Annotated in this window: 18 protein-coding genes; all 18 read right to left on the reverse strand. The window is 70.3% G+C overall.

The genetic code is table 11. The annotated features are described in order from the left end of the window. Positions 1–65 precede the first annotated feature (65 nt). The 18 genes from P0W64_RS15740 to tilS all read right to left on the reverse strand — a co-directional run bounded on the left by P0W64_RS15740 (position 66) and on the right by tilS (position 17,331). Positions 66–410 (reverse strand): Lsr2 family protein, encoded by a 345-nt coding sequence (locus P0W64_RS15740; RefSeq protein ID WP_275481100.1) that lies wholly within the window; start codon positions 408–410, stop codon positions 66–68. A 104-nt stretch (positions 411–514) separates the two neighbouring features. Further along, the gene (gene lysS, locus P0W64_RS15745; protein ID WP_275481101.1) at positions 515–2,041 is read right to left on the reverse strand and encodes a lysine--tRNA ligase; all 1,527 of its coding nucleotides are present in this window, start codon (positions 2,039–2,041) and stop codon (positions 515–517) included. A gap of 56 nt (positions 2,042–2,097) precedes the next feature. Then, positions 2,098–2,466 (reverse strand): rhodanese-like domain-containing protein, encoded by a 369-nt coding sequence (locus P0W64_RS15750; protein WP_275481102.1) that lies wholly within the window; start codon positions 2,464–2,466, stop codon positions 2,098–2,100. A 206-nt stretch (positions 2,467–2,672) separates the two neighbouring features. Then, positions 2,673–3,464, reverse strand: a complete 792-nt coding sequence (locus P0W64_RS15755) for a type III pantothenate kinase (RefSeq protein ID WP_275481103.1) — start codon at positions 3,462–3,464, stop codon at positions 2,673–2,675. Positions 3,465–3,471: 7 nt separating this feature from the next. Further along, positions 3,472–3,879 carry an aspartate 1-decarboxylase gene (gene panD / locus P0W64_RS15760; protein WP_275481104.1) on the reverse strand — a complete coding sequence of 136 codons (408 nt, stop codon included), beginning with the start codon at positions 3,877–3,879 and terminating at the stop codon, positions 3,472–3,474. A 3-nt stretch (positions 3,880–3,882) separates the two neighbouring features. After that, positions 3,883–4,779, reverse strand: a complete 897-nt coding sequence (panC, locus tag P0W64_RS15765; protein ID WP_275481105.1) for a pantoate--beta-alanine ligase — start codon at positions 4,777–4,779, stop codon at positions 3,883–3,885. Position 4,780: 1 nt separating this feature from the next. Then, entirely contained in the window at positions 4,781–5,701 is a 921-nt protein-coding gene (locus tag P0W64_RS15770) for a DUF2520 domain-containing protein (protein ID WP_275481106.1), read from the reverse strand. Between the two features lie 168 nt (positions 5,702–5,869). After that, positions 5,870–7,345 carry a DUF6779 domain-containing protein gene (locus P0W64_RS15775; protein ID WP_275481107.1) on the reverse strand — a complete coding sequence of 492 codons (1,476 nt, stop codon included), beginning with the start codon at positions 7,343–7,345 and terminating at the stop codon, positions 5,870–5,872. Positions 7,346–7,476: 131 nt separating this feature from the next. Next, positions 7,477–8,010 carry a DUF3180 domain-containing protein gene (locus P0W64_RS15780; protein ID WP_275481108.1) on the reverse strand — a complete coding sequence of 178 codons (534 nt, stop codon included), beginning with the start codon at positions 8,008–8,010 and terminating at the stop codon, positions 7,477–7,479. Then, positions 8,007–8,510 carry a 2-amino-4-hydroxy-6-hydroxymethyldihydropteridine diphosphokinase gene (gene folK / locus P0W64_RS15785; RefSeq protein WP_275481109.1) on the reverse strand — a complete coding sequence of 168 codons (504 nt, stop codon included), beginning with the start codon at positions 8,508–8,510 and terminating at the stop codon, positions 8,007–8,009. The genes P0W64_RS15780 and folK overlap by 4 nt, the downstream gene beginning before the upstream one ends. Then, entirely contained in the window at positions 8,507–8,878 is a 372-nt protein-coding gene (gene folB / locus P0W64_RS15790; RefSeq protein ID WP_275481110.1) for a dihydroneopterin aldolase, read from the reverse strand. The genes folK and folB overlap by 4 nt, the downstream gene beginning before the upstream one ends. Then, entirely contained in the window at positions 8,871–9,665 is a 795-nt protein-coding gene (folP, locus tag P0W64_RS15795; protein ID WP_275481165.1) for a dihydropteroate synthase, read from the reverse strand. Before folP ends, folB begins: the two co-directional genes overlap by 8 nt. 23 nt (positions 9,666–9,688) lie before the next feature. Further along, positions 9,689–10,288, reverse strand: coding sequence for a GTP cyclohydrolase I FolE (gene folE, locus P0W64_RS15800; RefSeq protein ID WP_275481111.1), 600 nt, complete (start codon positions 10,286–10,288; stop codon positions 9,689–9,691). Beyond that, positions 10,285–12,810 (reverse strand): ATP-dependent zinc metalloprotease FtsH, encoded by a 2,526-nt coding sequence (gene ftsH / locus P0W64_RS15805; protein WP_275481112.1) that lies wholly within the window; start codon positions 12,808–12,810, stop codon positions 10,285–10,287. The genes folE and ftsH overlap by 4 nt, the downstream gene beginning before the upstream one ends. Positions 12,811–12,925: 115 nt before the next feature. Beyond that, positions 12,926–14,362, reverse strand: a complete 1,437-nt coding sequence (locus tag P0W64_RS15810) for a condensation domain-containing protein (RefSeq protein ID WP_275481113.1) — start codon at positions 14,360–14,362, stop codon at positions 12,926–12,928. Between the two features lie 101 nt (positions 14,363–14,463). Then, positions 14,464–15,807 (reverse strand): amidase family protein, encoded by a 1,344-nt coding sequence (locus P0W64_RS15815; protein WP_275481114.1) that lies wholly within the window; start codon positions 15,805–15,807, stop codon positions 14,464–14,466. Beyond that, positions 15,807–16,421, reverse strand: a complete 615-nt coding sequence (gene hpt, locus P0W64_RS15820; protein ID WP_275481115.1) for a hypoxanthine phosphoribosyltransferase — start codon at positions 16,419–16,421, stop codon at positions 15,807–15,809. Before hpt ends, P0W64_RS15815 begins: the two co-directional genes overlap by 1 nt. Beyond that, positions 16,396–17,331 (reverse strand): tRNA lysidine(34) synthetase TilS, encoded by a 936-nt coding sequence (tilS, locus tag P0W64_RS15825; RefSeq protein ID WP_275481166.1) that lies wholly within the window; start codon positions 17,329–17,331, stop codon positions 16,396–16,398. Before tilS ends, hpt begins: the two co-directional genes overlap by 26 nt. Positions 17,332–17,350 lie beyond the last annotated feature (19 nt).

Consider the following 17,350-nt stretch of genomic DNA (forward strand, 5'->3'; position numbering starts at 1 on the left):
CCCGGCCCCCCCCCCCCCCCGCGGGGCGGGGGGGGGGCCCCTCGCCCGTTGTACTTACGCGCCGATCAATTGGCTGCGTTGAACGCGGCGATCACGTCCTGGCTGATGCGGCCGCGATCGTTCACCTTGTGGCCGGTCTTGCGCGCCCATTCCCGAATCGCCGCGCTCTGCGAGCGATCCATCGCGGCACGACCACGCCCGCCGCCCGGTGCGGTACGCGCGCGCTTGCGACCGCCGCTACGCCGCGCGGCACCGGTCCAGGACTGCAGCGAATCACGCAGCTTCTGTGCATTCTTGGCCGACAGATCGATCTCGTAGGTCACGCCGTCCAGGGCGAATTCCACAGTCTCGTCGGCTGTCTGGGTGTCATCGATGTCATCGACGAGCGTGACGGTCACCTTGCGTGCCATTGGTTTGGATCCCTTCGATTCTGTCAAGTCCGCGAGCGGCGATATCTCTCGCATCACAGGATAACCACGTATCACCGGGATGATCCAATAAGCGCGCAATTATTTCATGCAAGCGGCTTCACCAGAGGGAACAGAATCGTCTCACGGATCCCGAGACCTGTGAATGCCATGAGCAGTCGATCGATGCCCATACCAGTTCCTGTGGTCGGCGGCATACCCTGCTCCATCGCGGCAAGGAAGTCCTCATCAAGCACCATGGCCTCGTCGTCACCGGCGGCCGCCAGGCGCGCCTGGTCCATGAACCGATCGCGCTGCACGACCGGATCCACCAGCTCGGAATATCCCGTTGCGAGCTCGAATCCGCGGACATATAGATCCCACTTCTCGGTTACGCCGGCGCGGGTTCGGTGCTGACGCGTCAACGGCGTGGTCTCGACCGGGAAGTCCCGCACGAAGAACGGCCGATCGCCCATCTTCGGCGCCGCAGTGTGCTCCCACAACTCCTCGACCAGCTTCCCGTGGCCGTATCCCTTGCCCTCGGGCACTTCGAGGCCGACACGGGACGCCAGGGCCCGCAGAGCGTCCACCGTCGTATCCGGGGTGACCTCCTCGCCCACTGCCTCGGACAAGGAACCGTACATATCGATCTGCGGCCACTCCCCGCCCAGGTCGAACTCCTCCCCGTCGGCGAGCGTCACCGTGGTAGACCCGAACACGGCCTCCGCGATCTCCTGCACACACTCGCGCGTGGTACGGGCCGAATCGTCGTAGGTGCCGTAGGCCTGGTAGGTCTCCAGCATCGCGAACTCGGGCGAATGTGTGGAGTCGACGCCCTCATTGCGGAAATTCCGGTTGATCTCGAATACTCGCTCCAGGCCGCCCACCACGCACCGCTTGAGATACAACTCCGGCGCGATACGCAAGTACAGGTCGATATCGAGGGCATTCGAGTGCGTGACGAACGGACGCGCGGCAGCGCCACCGTGCAACGTCTGGAGCATCGGCGTCTCGACCTCGAGGAAATCGCGCCGCTCCAGCGCCGCACGCAGTTCCCGCACCACTGCAACCCGCTTGCGCGCGTTGTCCCGCGCCGCGGGACGAACGATCAGATCCGCGGAACGATTCCGCACGCGCGACTCCTCCGACAGCTCGGAGTGCAGCACCGGAAGCGGACGCAGAGCCTTAGCCGCGATCTGCCACGAATCGGCCATCACAGACAACTCGCCGCGCCGCGAGGAGATCACCTGTCCGTGTACGAAAAGGAAGTCACCCAGATCGGAATCCGCCTTGTACTGCGCGAGCGATTCCACGCCCACCTCGGCCGCCGACAGCATCACCTGGAGCGTTACACCGTTGCCCTCCTGCAGTGTCGCGAAACACAGCTTTCCCGTGTTGCGCTGGAAGATCACCCGGCCGACGACACCGACGAACTCACCGGTCTCGTTATCCGGCTCCAGGTCCGGGTACTTCGCGCGGATCTCAGCGAGGGAATGTGTGCGCGGCACGGACACCGGATATGCCTCGCCGCCCTCAGCGAGGATGCGTGCGCGCTTGTCCAGGCGCTGCTGCTGCTGTTCGGACACGTCAGAGCGGGCGGCGGACGGGTCCGCGGAATTCACCTGGTCGGTCACAACTGACAAGGGTAACGGTGTGGTGGCCGCCTCAGCGCCCGTGGGCTCGGTCTCGATCAGCCCTCATGCGCAACGATGCTCGCGGCGGCGCGGCGATACGCGGGCGCGGCGGAACCGGCACCGTCGGCGCCGGACGCGGTGAGGGCGCGAAACCCGCCCTCCACGGAACTCGCCGCGACACCGCGGTCACGCAGGCGGCTGGCGATTGCGGCGGCGGTGGCGCCGTTGGTGGACACGAGTAGCCACTCGGCACCGTCGACGGCGCCCGAGAGGCTGGTGGACAGGCCCGGTACGAGCCGCGCGACCACTGCGGCGGCGTCGAGCGCGACGGCACCGGGCAGGATGCCGTCTCGGCTGCGGTCGGCCTGGTCGCGGACGTCGACAAGGACGGCGCCGGGTGCGGCGGAAGAGGTGAGGGGGTACACGTGAGGACTCCGATGTGCTGTGAGGGAGGTGACAGGCTCGATCGCGGCCGAAGCGGACAGAGCCGACGGCTCTGCGGGTCCGCTAGCGGATCCGGCAACACTCCTGACAACACAGCGTCATACGCACGGGCAGCAGTCTAACCGGGGCGGAAGCACCCCGACAAGAATTCGACGCCGCCTCGAGCGCAAACCACCGCGGCGCTCGGTCACCGCCTGCGTCGCGCGCTCTCCCTGCCGTACACCACGCGCAGCCCCTGCAGGGTGAGGTCGGGTCGGTGCAGTTCGACGGTGCGCGTGTGCGCGAGGGCCGCGGTGTCCCCTCCCGTGGCGACGACGGTGGCGTCCGCCAGCTCCGGCACCTCGTCCCGCGCACGCTCGACGAGACCGTCGATCAGCGCGGCGAAGCCCAGCAGCACGCCCGCCTGCAGGGCCTCGACGGTGTTCTTTCCCACCACCGAACGCGGCGGGGACATCTCCACGCGCCGCAGCGCGACGGTGCGATCGGCTAGCGCGTCGAGGGCGATGTCCATGCCCGGCGCGATCGCCCCGCCCAGGAATTCACCCTTGGCCGACACAGCGTCGACGCGGAACGACGTACCGAGATCGACGATGATGCAGGGACCGCCGTAGATCTCGTGTGCTGCAGCAGCATTCGCGACGCGATCGGTCCCGACCTCACGCGGATTGTCTACATGCAGCGGCACACCGGTCTTGACCCCCGGCGCCAACAGCACGGGAGCGGCGTCGGGCAGATACCGGGGCAACATCGCACGGATCGAGCGCAGCAGCTCCGGCACCGTCGACAGCGCGCACACACCGGTGACGGCGGCGGTCGGCACGGACAGCATGCCTCGCACCTGAAGGGCCAGCTCGTCGGCGGTCATCCGGGCATCGCTACGGATCCGCCACTGCCCCAAAGGCTCCGACCCCATCGGCTCGGACTCCGGGAACAGTCCCAGGCTCACGGACGTGTTGCCCGCATCGATGGCCAGTAGCACCGCGGTACTACACCCTGCCGGTCACGAGATCGTGACCCTCGGGCACGAATGCCGGGTCACCGCCCAGGTCGACGACCCGGTTGTCGGCGTCGACGAATACGACCCGCGGATCGTACGCCGCGAGCTCGGCGGGATCCATGATCCCGTAGGCGATGATGATGACGATATCGCCGGGCTCGACGAGATGCGCTGCGGCTCCGTTGATCCCGATCACGCCCGTACCCCGTGCCCCGGCGATGACATAGGTCTCCAGGCGAGCACCGTTGGTCACGTCGACGATGGCGACCTGCTCACCCTCGAGCAGGTCGCTCGCGTCGAGGAGATCCTGGTCGATGGTGACCGACCCGACGTAGTGCAGATCCGCCTGGGTCACCCTGGCGCGGTGGATCTTGGATTTCATCATGGTGCGCAACATGGTTCAGCTCTCCTTGCGGGCGAGGAAGCCGGTGCCGATGGCGACGCCGACGTTGTCGATGAGGCGGGTGCGGCCGAGGCGGGCCGCGACCAGTAGGCGGCCGTCGCCGTGCTCCGGCGCCGGTCCCAGGTCGGGAGCGCGTAGCTCCAGGTACTCGATATGCAGACCGTCGGCGGCAGCGAGCACCTCGCGCGCGGCGGCGAGTATCGCATCGGCCCCGCCTTGTGCGGCGTAGGCACCGGCGAGGAGTGCCGCAGACAGGGCCACCGCGACCTCACGCTCCTCCGCCCCGAGGTATGTGTTGCGCGAACTCATCGCCAGCCCGTCGGGCTCGCGCACCGTCGGGACACCGACGATGTCGACGTCCATATTCAGGTCCGTGACCATCTGACGCACCAGCACCAGCTGCTGGTAGTCCTTCTCGCCGAAATACGCGGCATCGGGACGGACGATTCCAAGCAGCTTGCCCACCACGGTGAGCATGCCCGCGAAGTGCGTCGGGCGCGACTCGCCCTCGAGCTGGGCCCCGGCGGGGCCCGGGTGCACCGTGGTGCGCGGCCCGTTGGGGTACATGGCGGCGGCGGTGGGCGCGAACACCAGCTCGACACCCGCAGCCGTGAGCTTCTCGATATCCGCCTCGAGCGTGCGCGGGTAGGCGTCGAGGTCCTCGCCGGGGCCGAACTGCAAGGGATTCACGAAGATCGACACCACGACCACCGCGCCGGTGAGGCGCGCGGCATGCACCAGCTCGAGGTGGCCGGCGTGCAGCGCCCCCATAGTCGGGACGAGCGCGACGCGGCGGCCCGTCTTACGCAGGGCCGCGGTGATCCGGGACATCTGTGCCGGATCGTTCTGGACGGTCAGTCGACCGGGGGTGTACGGGCGTGCGGGCGCACTCATGTCAGTCTTCTTTCAGGACGGTGTCCAGGGCGGACAGGTTTCCGGATGTGCTTGCGGCGCGGCGGGATTGGGCTCGGTATGCCGCGGCGATATCGGTGTCGACCGCGGCGAGCGCAGCCAGGTGGCGGGCAACGGTGTCGGCGTCGCCGCGCGCGGCCGGCCCGGTGAGCGCGGCGGGGCCGGAACGCAGGGCGTTCTCCAGAGCCGCACGTGCCAGCGGACCGAGCACTCGCTCGGACAGTCCCTCCGCGGGCCCGCCGACCGAATCCTGATGCGCACCGTCGTCGAGAGCCACCGTGAGGGCGGCGAGTGCGTCTGCGACCACCGTCTGCAGATGATTCGCGCCGTGTGCGAGCGCGGCGTGGTACAGCGGGCGGCGCGTCTCGGCCACTCGGACCGGCTCGGCCCCGAGCTCGATCGCGAGCGCCTGCCCGACCGCGAAACCCACCTCGTCGGCGGCGGTCACACCGACGCAAGCGGCCGCGATCCGGTCGGTGTCCTCGGGCGAGTCCGCGAAGGTCATGGCGGGGTGGAAAGCGACGGTGGTGCAGCCACGCTCGGCGAACGGCGCGAGGACGCCCGCGCCGCCCGCGCCCGACGTGTGCAGGACGATCGCCGACGGATTGGTGCGCGGGGCGAGCTGGACCACCAGGCGGTCGAGTTCTGTGTCGGGCACGGCCAACACCAGCAGTTCGGCGCGTGCGGCGATGTCCGAGGGGGCGGCGATCCGAGCCTCGGGCAGCCGGCCGGCAGCGCGTTCTGCGGAGCGGGACGACGGCGCCGAGACGGCCGACACGACGTGCCCGACACGCTCGAGGGCCTCGCCGAGAGCGGTACCCACACGGCCGGCGGAGACCACGCCGACGCTGAGCCGGGCGGGCGCGGGGTTGGGGATGCCGCCGAATTCAGCCTCGGCAGACACGGCTATCCGACATCACTGTCAGCCTCCAGTCAGGTCCGTTCCAGTCCCGCCGCGCGGGTACCAGACGTTCACCGAAAGGCTAGGCGCCGCACGGTGCCGACGGCAATCGGTTGTGACACATGGAACAGGCCGAGCCCTTCGGCTCGGCCTGTTCACGCTGGGCCGGTCTCAATCCTCTTTGCGGCGTCGCCCGCCTGCCGGACGCTGGCTTCCCGCGTTCATGCGTGCGATCAGCTCTGCGACCGTGCTCCCGGAAGAGTGCTGCCCCTCGCCGCCGTCGCCTTCGGAGCCCGAGTCCGCGGTGTCCGCGTCGACGATCGGCTGCTCCTCCTCGGCCCATGGGCCGCCCTGCTGGTGCGAGTGTCCGGACCGGGCCTGCGCGCCGCCCGGCCCCGAACGGCTCTCATCGCCGTAGGACCGTTCCGGGTACGACGGTGTTTGATGCCCCTGCCCGTAACCCGAACCGTACGACGCCTGCCCTGGCCACTGCTGCTCGTGGCCGTACTGCTGCTCGTGGCCGTACTGTCCCGGCGCATACGGCTGGTCGGGCGGGTACTGCTGGTACTGCGGGTACCCGGTGGACTGCGGCGACTGCTGGTGCGGCGGGTACGCCCCCTGCGGGTAGTCCTGCGCATAGTCGCGGTTCTGGGAGTAGGCCGGGGGGTACCCGCCCTGTTCGTATCCGGTCTGGCCGCCGTACGCGGCCGGGTCGTAGCCGCCCTGCTGTCCGGGTTGTTCCGGCTGCTCGGCCGCGGCGCTGTCGTCCTCCCGGTCGGACTGGCGGCGACCGAAGCCGAACCACGTGCGCTTCTGCTCCGGCTCATCCCCCGAATCGTCTACCTGGTCCATCACTCGGGTCGAGTCGGCTCCCGGCGTCGGCACGGACGCCCCGGTGGGTCCACCGGGGGTCGGCACGGAGCTCGGTGTCGGCGCGGAGTCGGACACGGAAGAGAACACGGTGGTCGGGGCATCGGTGTCGGCCGGCGATCCGGTGTCGGCGCCCGTGACATCGGCGGGCTGTGAGCCGGAGCCGTAGTAGCTGTCCAGGTCGACGTCGTTCGCAGCCGATGCCGCGAGGTCGTCGCCGTGCATCGAGTTGAAGTCCTGCTGGGCACGCACGCGGTCGTCGTCGTCGAACACGGCGGTGCGCGGTGCCGCGGACTCGGCCGCCTCCGCAAGGGCGCGACGCTGCGCGGCGGCGTACAACTCGGAGTAGCTCGGGCCGAGATCGTGACCCAGCAGTTCCTCGAGGTTGGCGCGCAGCGCGAGGACCTCGGCCTTGAGTTCGGACAGCTCGGAGTTGGACTCCGCGCGCAGCTCGGCGCGCATGTCCTTCTCGAGCTTGAGCTCGTATTCGCGACGGGCGGCGATCTCCCGCTCGAGCTGCAGCTCGTAGACCAGCTTGAGGTCGCGCTCCTTCGACTCGGCAGCGCGCAGGTCGCGCAGGTAGCGCGCGACCAGGAACGCGGCGATCACCAGACCCCAGATGAGCAGGACGAGCGATACCGCGCCCCACTTCCGGCTGTCACTGAACACCGAGAGAACGGTGCCGAGCACCGCCAGGACGATGATCGCGGCCAGCATCCACTGTGCGGTGCCGCCGGAGCTCCGACGGTTCGGGCGCCTCCTGCCGGGAGAAGTCATGCCGTGACCATACCGTCATCTACACACGCTGGGCGGCACCCGGCCGCATGTCGCACTCGTCGACTTCCGTCTCACCTGCATCACGCGACCTGGCATCGGGCCCGAGAACCCGCCGAGTACCCGTTCGAAACCTAGGCGGGTGAGGTGTCGGAGAGCTGATCCTCGGGGTCGTCCGGGGTGCGGCAGCAACGTTCGAGCCAGAGCGCGGCGGCCACCAATGCACCGGCACCGACCAGCCCGATCGCCGCGCCGGGCAGGTCGCGCTGGGCCGCGATGAGCGCGTCGTGTTCCGGGATCAGGTACGCGAGCACGCCCGCCCACACGCCCACGGCGAACGCCCCGAGCAGCGCCGACGCCTTCGCGAGCACCAGCGAGCGGGCCACCACGATGGGGTGCAGCCGGCCGCCTCCGATGCCCACGCGGCCGTCCGCGACGCGGGCCCGCACCAGGAATGCGAGCCATATCTCGACCCCGGCGACCACATACAGCGATACACCCGCGAGCAGCGGAATCGACGGCAGACTGCCGTAGTTGATGCGCACCAGGCCCCATACGATGACGCCGACGACGACCGCCGTCACCACGAGCGGACGCCACCCCGTGGGGCGCAGCGAACGCTCGTCGTCGTCGGGCTGCGGGCTGCGAGGCCCTCCGGGCGCGGTCACGATGCGCCCTCCGGAAGGCACCTGACTCCGTCGACGTCGCCGCGCGGTAGCCCAGCGAGCAGGCCGTCCACTCGCCCATGGCCCGGGAGCTCGGCGTCGGGATCGGCGTCGAGCCACGGAACGAGCACGAAAGCCCGCACATGCGCGCGCGGATGCGGCAGAGTCAGCTCGGGGTCCTGGGAAAGCACGGATTCGCCGTCCGACCAGACCGCGACCACGTCGACGTCCAGGGTGCGCGGGCCCCAGCGCACGTCCCGCACGCGGTCGGCGGCCGCCTCGCGCTCGCGTGCGAACTCGAGCCAGCCCGCGGCATCGCGCGCCGGGTCGTCGGCGATAGCGGTCACGTTCACGAAGTCCGCCTGTTCGACCCCGCCCCACGGCGGCGTCACGTACGCGCGGGAGGCTGCGACCAGGGCAGGTCCCAACGCGCCGACAGCCGCGCGCACCGTCGCCGCGGCGTCGCCGATGTTCCCGCCGAAGGACAGCACGGCTCTGGTCATCGGTCGCCCCTCCGCGAGCGGCGGGCCACCACCGCGACGTCGGCGAAGGTCAGTGGGATGGGCGCCGCCGGCTTGTGCACCGTTACCTCGACGGCGTGGACGCGCGGATCGCCCGCCAGGTCGTCGGCGATCTCGCCGGCGACCGTCTCGATCAGATTGCGCGGAGTCCCCGCCACGACGTCGTGCGCGCGCTGCGCGATGGCCCCGTAGTCGACGGTGTCCGCGAGGTCGTCCGTCCGCGCTGCGCGGCGCGAGTCCGTCCACACCACGACGTCGACGAGGAAGTCCTGGCCATCGCGTCGCTCGTGCTCGAAGACGCCGTGGTGGCCACGAATCCGCAGGCCACGCAGTTCGATCCGGTCAGCCATGCAGGCCCCCCGCCCGCCACGCCGCGACGACCGTCAGCGCGTCCACCGACGAGCGGACGTCGTGCACGCGCACGCCCCACACTCCCGCGGCGCCGCAGAGTGTCGAGACGGCCGCGGTCGCCGCCTCGCGCCCGGCCGGCTCGCGCCCGCCCAGTAGCTCACCGAGGAAGCGCTTGCGCGACGCGCCGACCAGCACGCGGAAACCCGTATCCGTGAACATGTCCAGCGAGTGCAGCAGCCGCCAGTTGTGGTCGGCGTTCTTCGCGAAGCCGAGGCCCGGATCGAGGATCAGCCGGTCGGCCGACACCCCGGCGGCGACGGCGGCGTCCACCTGTGCGAGCAGCTCGGCCCGGACGCGCGCTACCACGTCGTCGTAGCTGTCGAACTCGTGGTCGAGGTGCTCCGGCGATCGCCAGTGCATCAGGATCCAGGGCGCCTGCTGATGGTCAGCCAGCACCCTGGCCATGTCGCGATCCGCGCGGCCGCCCGACACGTCGTTGACTATCGCCGCACCCGCTTCGAGCGCCGCGGCGGCGACGGACGCCCTCATCGTGTCCACCGACACCGTCACGCCCTCGGCCGCGAGCCGGGCGATCACGGGCACCACTCGATCGCGCTCGACGTCCGCGGCGACGCGGTGAGCACCCGGCCGCGTCGACTCCCCGCCGACATCGACGATCGCAGCACCGTCGGCCACCAGCGACAGACCGTGCGCGACGGCCGTGTCGACGTCCAGGTAGCGCCCCCCGTCCGAGAACGAGTCCGCGGTCACGTTGACGACGCCCATCACGCGGGTGCGCGACGGCGCGGTCACCGGCGCAGGATGAGGTCGAGCGCCTCCGCCCGGGACGACGCGCTCTCCTTGAAGAGGCCGCGCACCGCCGACGTGGTGGTGGTCGCGCCGGGCTTGCGGATGCCGCGCATCGCCATGCACAGATGCTCGGCCTCGATCACGACGATGACGCCGCGAGGCTCGAGCTTGCGCAGCACCGCGTCCGCTATCTGGGAGGTGAGACGCTCCTGCACCTGCGGGCGTTTCGCGTACAGGTCGACGAGGCGTGCCAGCTTGCTCAGCCCCGTCACCCGGCCCTCGCGGCCGGGGATGTAGCCGACGTGCGCAACGCCGTGGAACGCGACGAGATGGTGTTCGCATGTCGAGTACATCGGGATGTCCTTGACCATCACCAGCTCGTCGTGGTTCTCCTCGAACGTGGTGTTCAGCACCGAGTCCGGGTTCGTGTGCAGACCCGCGAAGGTCTCCGCGAACGCGCGCGCCACGCGCTGGGGCGTGTCCGCGAGCCCGGACCGGTTGGGGTCCTCCCCCACTGCGATGAGGAGCTCACGGACCGCGGCGACTGCACGGTCGTGATCGAACGGCGCCACGGCGCCGCCCGTCTGGAGCTCGGTCATGCGCGGCCCTCGCCGTCGGCACGGTCCTCGCCGGGCCGGCCGTCCTCGGGCTCGTCTGCCGGCGGCCACCCCGGGGCGGACCAGCCCGCGGGCGCGCCGTAGTCCGGCCGGCTACCCGACGGCGCCGCGCCGCCCGAGTACGACGGGCCGCTGCCGTGCGGTTGGCCGTACGCCGGCCCGTTCCCGTGCGACGGATCGCCGTAGGTCGGCCCGGCCGGGTACTGCCCACTGGGGTACTGACCAGTGGGATGCTGGCCGCTCGGGTACTGGGGCCCCGGGTATTGGTAGCCCTGCCGACCATGCTCACCGGACTCCTGGCCCGACTGCTGCTGCCCGCCCCCGTACCGCTCTCCGGTGTACTGACCACCCGAGTACTGGCCACCCGAGTACTGGCCGGACGGGACCTGCCCCGTCGGGTACTGGCCCTGGTAGTCGCCACCCTGATACGGACCCGTGCCGCCCGACGTCGGCTGCGGGTACGCGGGCTGCCCGTTCTGGCCGCTCACGTGGCTGCCGTTCGGCTGACCGTAGGTGAGCTGGCCGTTCGCGGCGGCCAGGGCGCGGTCGTCGTCGGCGCCCTCGGGCGGCCAAGGCTCGCCCTTCTCGAGTGCGAGTTCCTTCGGCGTCTTGATCGGCGGCTTGTCCGACGGGATCCGGTCACCGAAGACGTCGAACTGCGTGAGCCGCGGACGCTTCTCGACCGGGGCGAATATCCGCTCGAGATCCTTGCGGACCAGCGTCTCCTTCTCCAGCAGCTCGCCCGCCAGCGCGTCGAGTACGTCCCGGTACTCGTTGAGGATGGCCCACGCCTCGGTGTGCGCGGCCTCGATCAGGCTGCGCACCTCCTCGTCGATGTCCTTCGCGACGTCCTGCGAGTACTGGACGCCCCCGCCGACGCCGCGGCCGAGGAACGGATCACCCTCGTCCTGGCCGTATTTCACGGCACCGAGGCGGGCACTCATGCCGTATTCGGTGACCATCGCGCGTGCGATCTTGGTGGCCTGGTCGATGTCGCTGGACGCGCCCGTGGTGGGCTCGGCGAACACGAGTTCCTCGGCGGCGCGGCCGCCCATCGCGAACACGAGCCGCGCGATCATCTCGTTACGCGTGTACATGCCCTTGTCGTTCTCCGGCACGGCGAGCGCGTGCCCGCCTGTTCGGCCGCGGGCCAGGATCGTCACCTTGTAGACCGGGTCGAGGTCGCGCGATGCCCACGCGGCGAGCGTGTGGCCGCCCTCGTGATATGCCGTGACCTTCTTCTCGTGCTCACTGATGATGCGACTCTTGCGGCGGGGGCCGCCCACAACGCGGTCTACCGCTTCCTCCAGTGTGGCGGCGGTGATCACATGCCCGTTCTCGCGGGCGGTGAGCAGTGCGGCCTCGTTGACGACGTTGGCGAGGTCGGCGCCCGACATGCCGGGCGTGCGCTTGGCGAGGCCGTCGAGGTCGGCGTCCTCCGCGAGCGGCTTGCCCTTGGAGTGCACCGCGAGGATCTGGCGGCGGCCGGCCATGTCCGGGTTGGAGACCGGAATCTGCCGGTCGAAACGGCCCGGACGCAACAGCGCCGGATCGAGGATGTCGGGACGGTTGGTCGCGGCGATCAGGATGATGCCCTGCCGGTCGCCGAAGCCGTCCATCTCGACGAGCAGCTGGTTGAGGGTCTGCTCGCGCTCGTCGTGACCGCCGCCCAGGCCGGCGCCGCGCTGGCGGCCGACCGCGTCGATCTCGTCGACGAAGATGATGCAGGGACTGTTCTCCTTGGCCTGCTCGAACAGGTCGCGGACACGGGACGCGCCCACACCGACGAACATCTCGACGAAGTCCGATCCGGAGATGGTGAAGAACGGCACGCCGGCCTCGCCCGCGACGGCGCGCGCCAGCAGCGTCTTACCGGTGCCGGGCGGGCCGTACAGGAGTACGCCCTTGGGGATCTTGGCTCCAAGGGCCTGGTACCGGGCCGGATTCTGCAGGAAGTCCTTGATCTCGTACAGCTCCTCGACCGCCTCGTCGGCGCCCGCCACGTCGGCGAACGTGGTCTTCGGCATGTCCTTGGTGAGCTGCTTGGCCTTGCTCTTCCCGAAGCCCATGACGCCGCCGCGCCCCCCGCCTTGCAGGCGGTTCATCAGGAAGAAGAAGACGACCACGATGAGCACGACCGGCAGGAGCATGATCAGGATGCTCTGCCAGATGCCGTCCGATGTGACGTTGGTCGTGTAGGAGGCCTTGGAATCCTGCACGTCGGCGAGTACGTCGCGCACCGTGCCGGCGGGGTACTTGGTATAGATCTTGGTGGCACCGTCCGTGCCGTCGACCGACTTCTTGAGGGTGATCCGGAGCGTCTGCTCCTTGTCGTCGATCTGCACATCCGAGACGTTGTCCGCCTTCAGCTGCGCGACGGCCAGCGATGTGGCGACGGGCTTGTACTCGCGGTTCCCACCACTGCCCAGCATCGTGAAGGCCCACACCAGTAGCAGAACACCCGCGATCACCACGAGGTTCCGGATCAGAGTCTTGCGTTTCATAGCGTTACGGCCTAGCGGCTCGTCGGTCCTTCCACGGGGAGGCTCGCGCGCGGGTCCGCGCGGGGTCGATGTCCCAGGCTACCGCGCCCGCCCGACAGGCTCCGATGCGCGAGGCTCAGGCGACCGAGAGGGACGCGATCGTGCCACCCGCGGCGGCCGGCGCGATGACCTCGTCGAGCAGCGCGCGCAACGCCGTGTAGTACTCCCGGACACTCGCGCGCGCGGTGTCGTTCGCCGGGTGCATCGCGTAGAACTCCATACCCTCCGCGTTGCGGTTGATCCACATGAACACCTCGGCCGAAGGACTGGGGTTCGCGAAGACGCTGAAGTCGTGCCTGTCGGCGACGCTCGCACCCGGCAGGCGCGTGAGGTCGATGTAGGAGAGCATCGGCGCCGTGAAGCCGTGATCCACCCGGAAGTCGGGGTCGTCTGCGAGCAGATCGATGACGGGGAAGATCGGCACGCCGTCGAGGAGCCGGACCTCGTTGGTGGCGGCCTTGGCGCCCTGGATGATCTCGCCGAAAGTCGCGTCCTCGGGGCACTCGAACTGCACCGGGACGAGCGTCACATACCAGCCCACGGCCAGGGCGTCGCCCGGATCGGGGCGGTCGTTGCGGGGCACCATCATGGTGAACACGCTGTCGCCCGTGAAGCGGCGGTGCAGGACGCCCATCATCGCGAGCAGGGTCGCGTTCATCGTGCCGCCGTGCGCTCGCGTGACCGCCTGCAGCCGCTGGACGGCGGCATCGTCGGCGAAGTCCGGTACGACGTACATCTCGCCGTTCGACGCGTGCCCCTCATCGTCGACGGAATCCCCGAGCGGCAGCGGGAACGCGGGCGTCGTTCCGCCGCAGCGCGAGATGGTCTTGCGCCACAGCGCGACCTCGGGCGAATCGGGGCGCAGGCCCGCGATGCGCTCGCGCTGCGCTCGGGCGTAGTCGCCGTAGGGCCGCGCGGGTGGGGCCCCGAACGGCAGACCGCCCATCGCCGCGCTGTATCGCGACAGCACTTCGAAGAACGAGATCGCCTGGGATACACCATCACTGAACATGTGGTCGGTAGCCAGAACCACGGTGAACCGGGGCTCATCGCCTGCCACTATTCCGGTCACGCCGTAGCCGAATGCGCACCAGTCGTCGAGGGACGGCAGGCTACCCATGATGTAGTCCTTGATCGTGCCGGCACCGGGTGTCGAGCGCGCGACGATCTCGAGTTCGAGCCGCTCGGGCGAGAGGGTCCGCGAGACCCAGCCCCCGTCACCGTCGAGGGTGGTCCACGTGTGAAAAGCCGTGTGCGCACGCAGGTAGTCGGCGAACACCCGCCCCATCACATCGGCGTCGAACTCCTCGAACACGGTGAACGTCTCGCACGTCATACGGTTGACCGGGCCCGACGTCGCGGCCGCGCTGCGCAGGTGGTCCACCTGGATGTACGACGGTGAGACGTCACACGGCGCGGCGGCCGCCATCTCTGCACGGCATTTCGCAGTGGGTGCCCAGACGATCCAGTCGTCGTGGTCGCACTCCCACAGTTCCGCGAACCCAGCAATCACAAGAAGAGATCCTCACCGCAGTACAGCCTTCAAGGAAGGGAGGTTACCTCACAGTGCGGCGTATCTCATGCACCCGCGACGGCCGCTCCAGGCAAATTCGACTAATCCGCCGGGGACATACTCGCTGGTAACAACGCCGCGGCTTCGAGGACCGCGGCCACGGCCAGCAGATCCGCCTCGCCGCCCGGGCGGGAGACCAACTGCACGCCTGTTCCGCGGAACGGAACAGTCGCCGCCGGCCATCCGAGCAGGTTCCATAGACCCGGATACGGCGCGCACGCGACGTTGGGAAGCACATTCGCCAGCCACGGCCGGGCCGAATAGCGATGGTCGGGCAGCGGCCCGCGCGCCAGCGTGGGGGTCACCAGCACGTCGATGCGGGCGTCGGCGAAGAAGCGCTCGGCCCGCGACCTCAGGTCCGCCACGGGCCCCGGGCGCACCCAGCCGCGCCGCGCCGCGACCCGGCCGAGCGCGATGTGCCGGCGCGAACGCGGCTGCAGCAGTGCGGGATCGGCACCGCGGGCGATCAGGTCGTCGGCGTCGCCCGCCGCCGCCGCAACCCAGCGCGCCAGCAGCGGCACCGGGTTCGCCGGATACGGAACGCGGACGTCGGCGACCGGGAGGCCGTGCGCGGACAGCTGGGCCGCCGCCGCACGCACTGCGCCGACCACTGATGCGGCAGCCACCGTCGTAGGGATCGGACGGTTCAGGCCGAGCCCGATGCGCAGGCCCGCCGGATCGCCGAGCTCCGCCAACTCGGGGCGGTCGGCCATGACCGAAAGGCCGAGGGCCGCGTCTGCGACGGTCGTGGCGAGGGGGCCGTTCTCGGCCATGCCCAGCCAATTGGTGGGTCCGAGCTGCGCAGGGACCACACCCGTCCCCGGCTTGATCGCGACGAGCGAGCACGCGGCCGCCGGGATGCGCAGCGAGCCGAGCCCGTCGTTGCCGTGCGCGAGGGGGACGTGCCCCGCGGCCACCGCGGCCCCGGATCCGCCCGAGCTACCGCCTGGGGTACGACCCGGGCGCGCGGGATTGCGCGTGATCGCGTCGGGGCCGTCGGTCGCACCCCACAGGCACAGTTCGGGCACCCGGGTCAGGCCGACGACGATCGCGCCCGCCGCACGCAGCCGCCGCACCACGGGATGATCCTGCTCGGACAGGCCGATGCCCGCCCCGGCCGCGTCGGACAGCCCGTCTGAGATCCTCTCGCCCGCGACGTCGACGTTGTCCTTCACGGCGATCGGGACGCCGGCCAGCGGCAGCGCGTACCGGTCCGGACGCGCGTCGACAGCTGCGGCCTCGTCGAGCGCGGCGGCGCGGCGCACCACCCGGAACGCGCCGACATCAGGGTCGGTCGAAGCGATCCTCTCGAGCGCGTCGAGTGTCGTCGAGGTGGCCGTGCGGTCACCCGCACGGACTGCCGCGGCGATCGACGTGGCGGTCATCAGTCGCTGTAGACGCGGGGTTCGAGCACCCCGATGTACGGGAGGTCGCGGTAGCGCTCGGCGTAGTCGAGACCGTAGCCGACCACGAACTCGTTCTCGATATCGAAACCGACCCACTGGACGTCCACGTCCACGCGAACGGCGTCCGGCTTGCGCAGCAGCGTCACCACGTTGAGCGAGCGCGGATTGCGGCTCGCGAGGTTGCGCATCAGCCAGCTCAGGGTGAGGCCCGAGTCGATGATGTCCTCGACGATCAGCACGTCGCGCCCCGCGATATCGCGATCCAGGTCCTTGAGGATGCGTACGACGCCCGAGCTCGACGTCGACGAGCCGTAGCTGGAGACCGCCATGAACTCGAGCTGGGTGGGGACAGGGAGAGCGCGCGCCAGGTCGGTCACGAACATGACCGCACCCTTGAGGACGGTGATGAGGAGCAGGTCGGACTCGTCGGCACGCTGCGGATAGACCCGTGCGATCTCAGCGGCGAGTTCCCTCGTCCGGTCCCGGATCTGCTCCTCGCTCAGAACGACGGACGAGATGTCCCCCGCATAGACCTCCGCCTCGGCCACTGCCGCACCTTTCGTCGCCCTAGAACCGCACGTGCAGGGCACCATTGTGGCGCACGACCTCCATCGGCCGTCCGGCGGCACCTCCCGGGACGGCGACGGGGCCCTGCCCGTGCCAGTCCACCAGCAGGCGCTCGACGGCGGTCAGGTGCGCATACGTGCATGCGCGCGCGCCGTGCACGGCCAGCCAGTCCCGCAGCACGCGGCGGCGGACCGCCTCGTCGAGCGTGGCCGCCGATACCGGCAGGGGGCCACCCCCCGGAGCGAGGTCCGCCAGCGCGGCACGGGCGGCGGCGTCGAGGGTGTCGCCGTCCGCGCGCAGGACGTCCGCGGTGCGCGCGAGGGCCTCTGCGACACCACCGCCGAGGACGTCCTCGAGCAGGGGCAGGGCCTCCGTACGCAGGCGCACGCGAGTGAATCGCGGGTCGGCGTTGTGCGGGTCCGAGTACGGCTCCTCCCCAAGCTCCGCGCAGGCGGCGACGGTGACCGCCCTGCGTACACCGAGGAGCGGCCTGCCGTAGGGCGCGGTCCAGGCGCGCATCCCCGCGAGCGAACGCGCGCCGGAGCCACGGCCGAGCCCCAGCAGGACGGTCTCCGCCTGGTCGTCGAGGGTGTGCGCGAGCAGCACGGGCGCGCCGCCGCGCTGAGCGTCGAGCGCCGCATATCGGGCGTCGCGCGCCGCAGCCTCGGGGCCGCCCCGCGTCCCGACGTCGACGGTGACGACTCGCGCGTCCGGGCAGCCCACGCGCGCCGCCGCGGCCGCCGCGGCGGCGGCGACCTCGTTCGACCCGGGCTGCAGGCCGTGGTCGATCACGAGCGCCGTAGTCGGGATCCGGGCCTGCGCGAGCGCGGCTACCAGCGTGAGCGAGTCGGCGCCGCCGGACAGGCCGGCGCACACGCGCTCCGGCTCGCCGTGCGCGCGGTGCCACGCGAGGACCGCACGGCGCGCCTCACCCAGCGCGGGTCCCGGCTCGGGG

This window comes from Tsukamurella sp. 8F (genome assembly GCF_029167375.1).
Lineage (GTDB): Bacteria > Actinomycetota > Actinomycetes > Mycobacteriales > Mycobacteriaceae > Tsukamurella.

Excerpts from the sequence above, each read along its gene's own strand:
- P0W64_RS15740 (WP_275481100.1), bottom strand. The coding sequence starts at position 410 with ATGGCACGCAAGGTGACCGTCACGCTCGTCGATGACATCGATGACACC.
- panD (WP_275481104.1), bottom strand. The coding sequence starts at position 3,879 with ATGTTGCGCACCATGATGAAATCCAAGATCCACCGCGCCAGGGTGACC.
- panC (WP_275481105.1), bottom strand. The coding sequence starts at position 4,779 with ATGAGTGCGCCCGCACGCCCGTACACCCCCGGTCGACTGACCGTCCAG.
- P0W64_RS15775 (WP_275481107.1), bottom strand. The coding sequence starts at position 7,345 with ATGACTTCTCCCGGCAGGAGGCGCCCGAACCGTCGGAGCTCCGGCGGC.
- folK (WP_275481109.1), bottom strand. The coding sequence starts at position 8,510 with ATGACCAGAGCCGTGCTGTCCTTCGGCGGGAACATCGGCGACGCCGCG.
- folB (WP_275481110.1), bottom strand. The coding sequence starts at position 8,878 with ATGGCTGACCGGATCGAACTGCGTGGCCTGCGGATTCGTGGCCACCAC.
- folP (WP_275481165.1), bottom strand. The coding sequence starts at position 9,665 with ATGGGCGTCGTCAACGTGACCGCGGACTCGTTCTCGGACGGGGGGCGC.
- folE (WP_275481111.1), bottom strand. The coding sequence starts at position 10,288 with ATGACCGAGCTCCAGACGGGCGGCGCCGTGGCGCCGTTCGATCACGAC.
- ftsH (WP_275481112.1), bottom strand. The coding sequence starts at position 12,810 with ATGAAACGCAAGACTCTGATCCGGAACCTCGTGGTGATCGCGGGTGTT.
- P0W64_RS15815 (WP_275481114.1), bottom strand. The coding sequence starts at position 15,807 with ATGACCGCCACGTCGATCGCCGCGGCAGTCCGTGCGGGTGACCGCACG.
- hpt (WP_275481115.1), bottom strand. The coding sequence starts at position 16,421 with ATGGTGCCCTGCACGTGCGGTTCTAGGGCGACGAAAGGTGCGGCAGTG.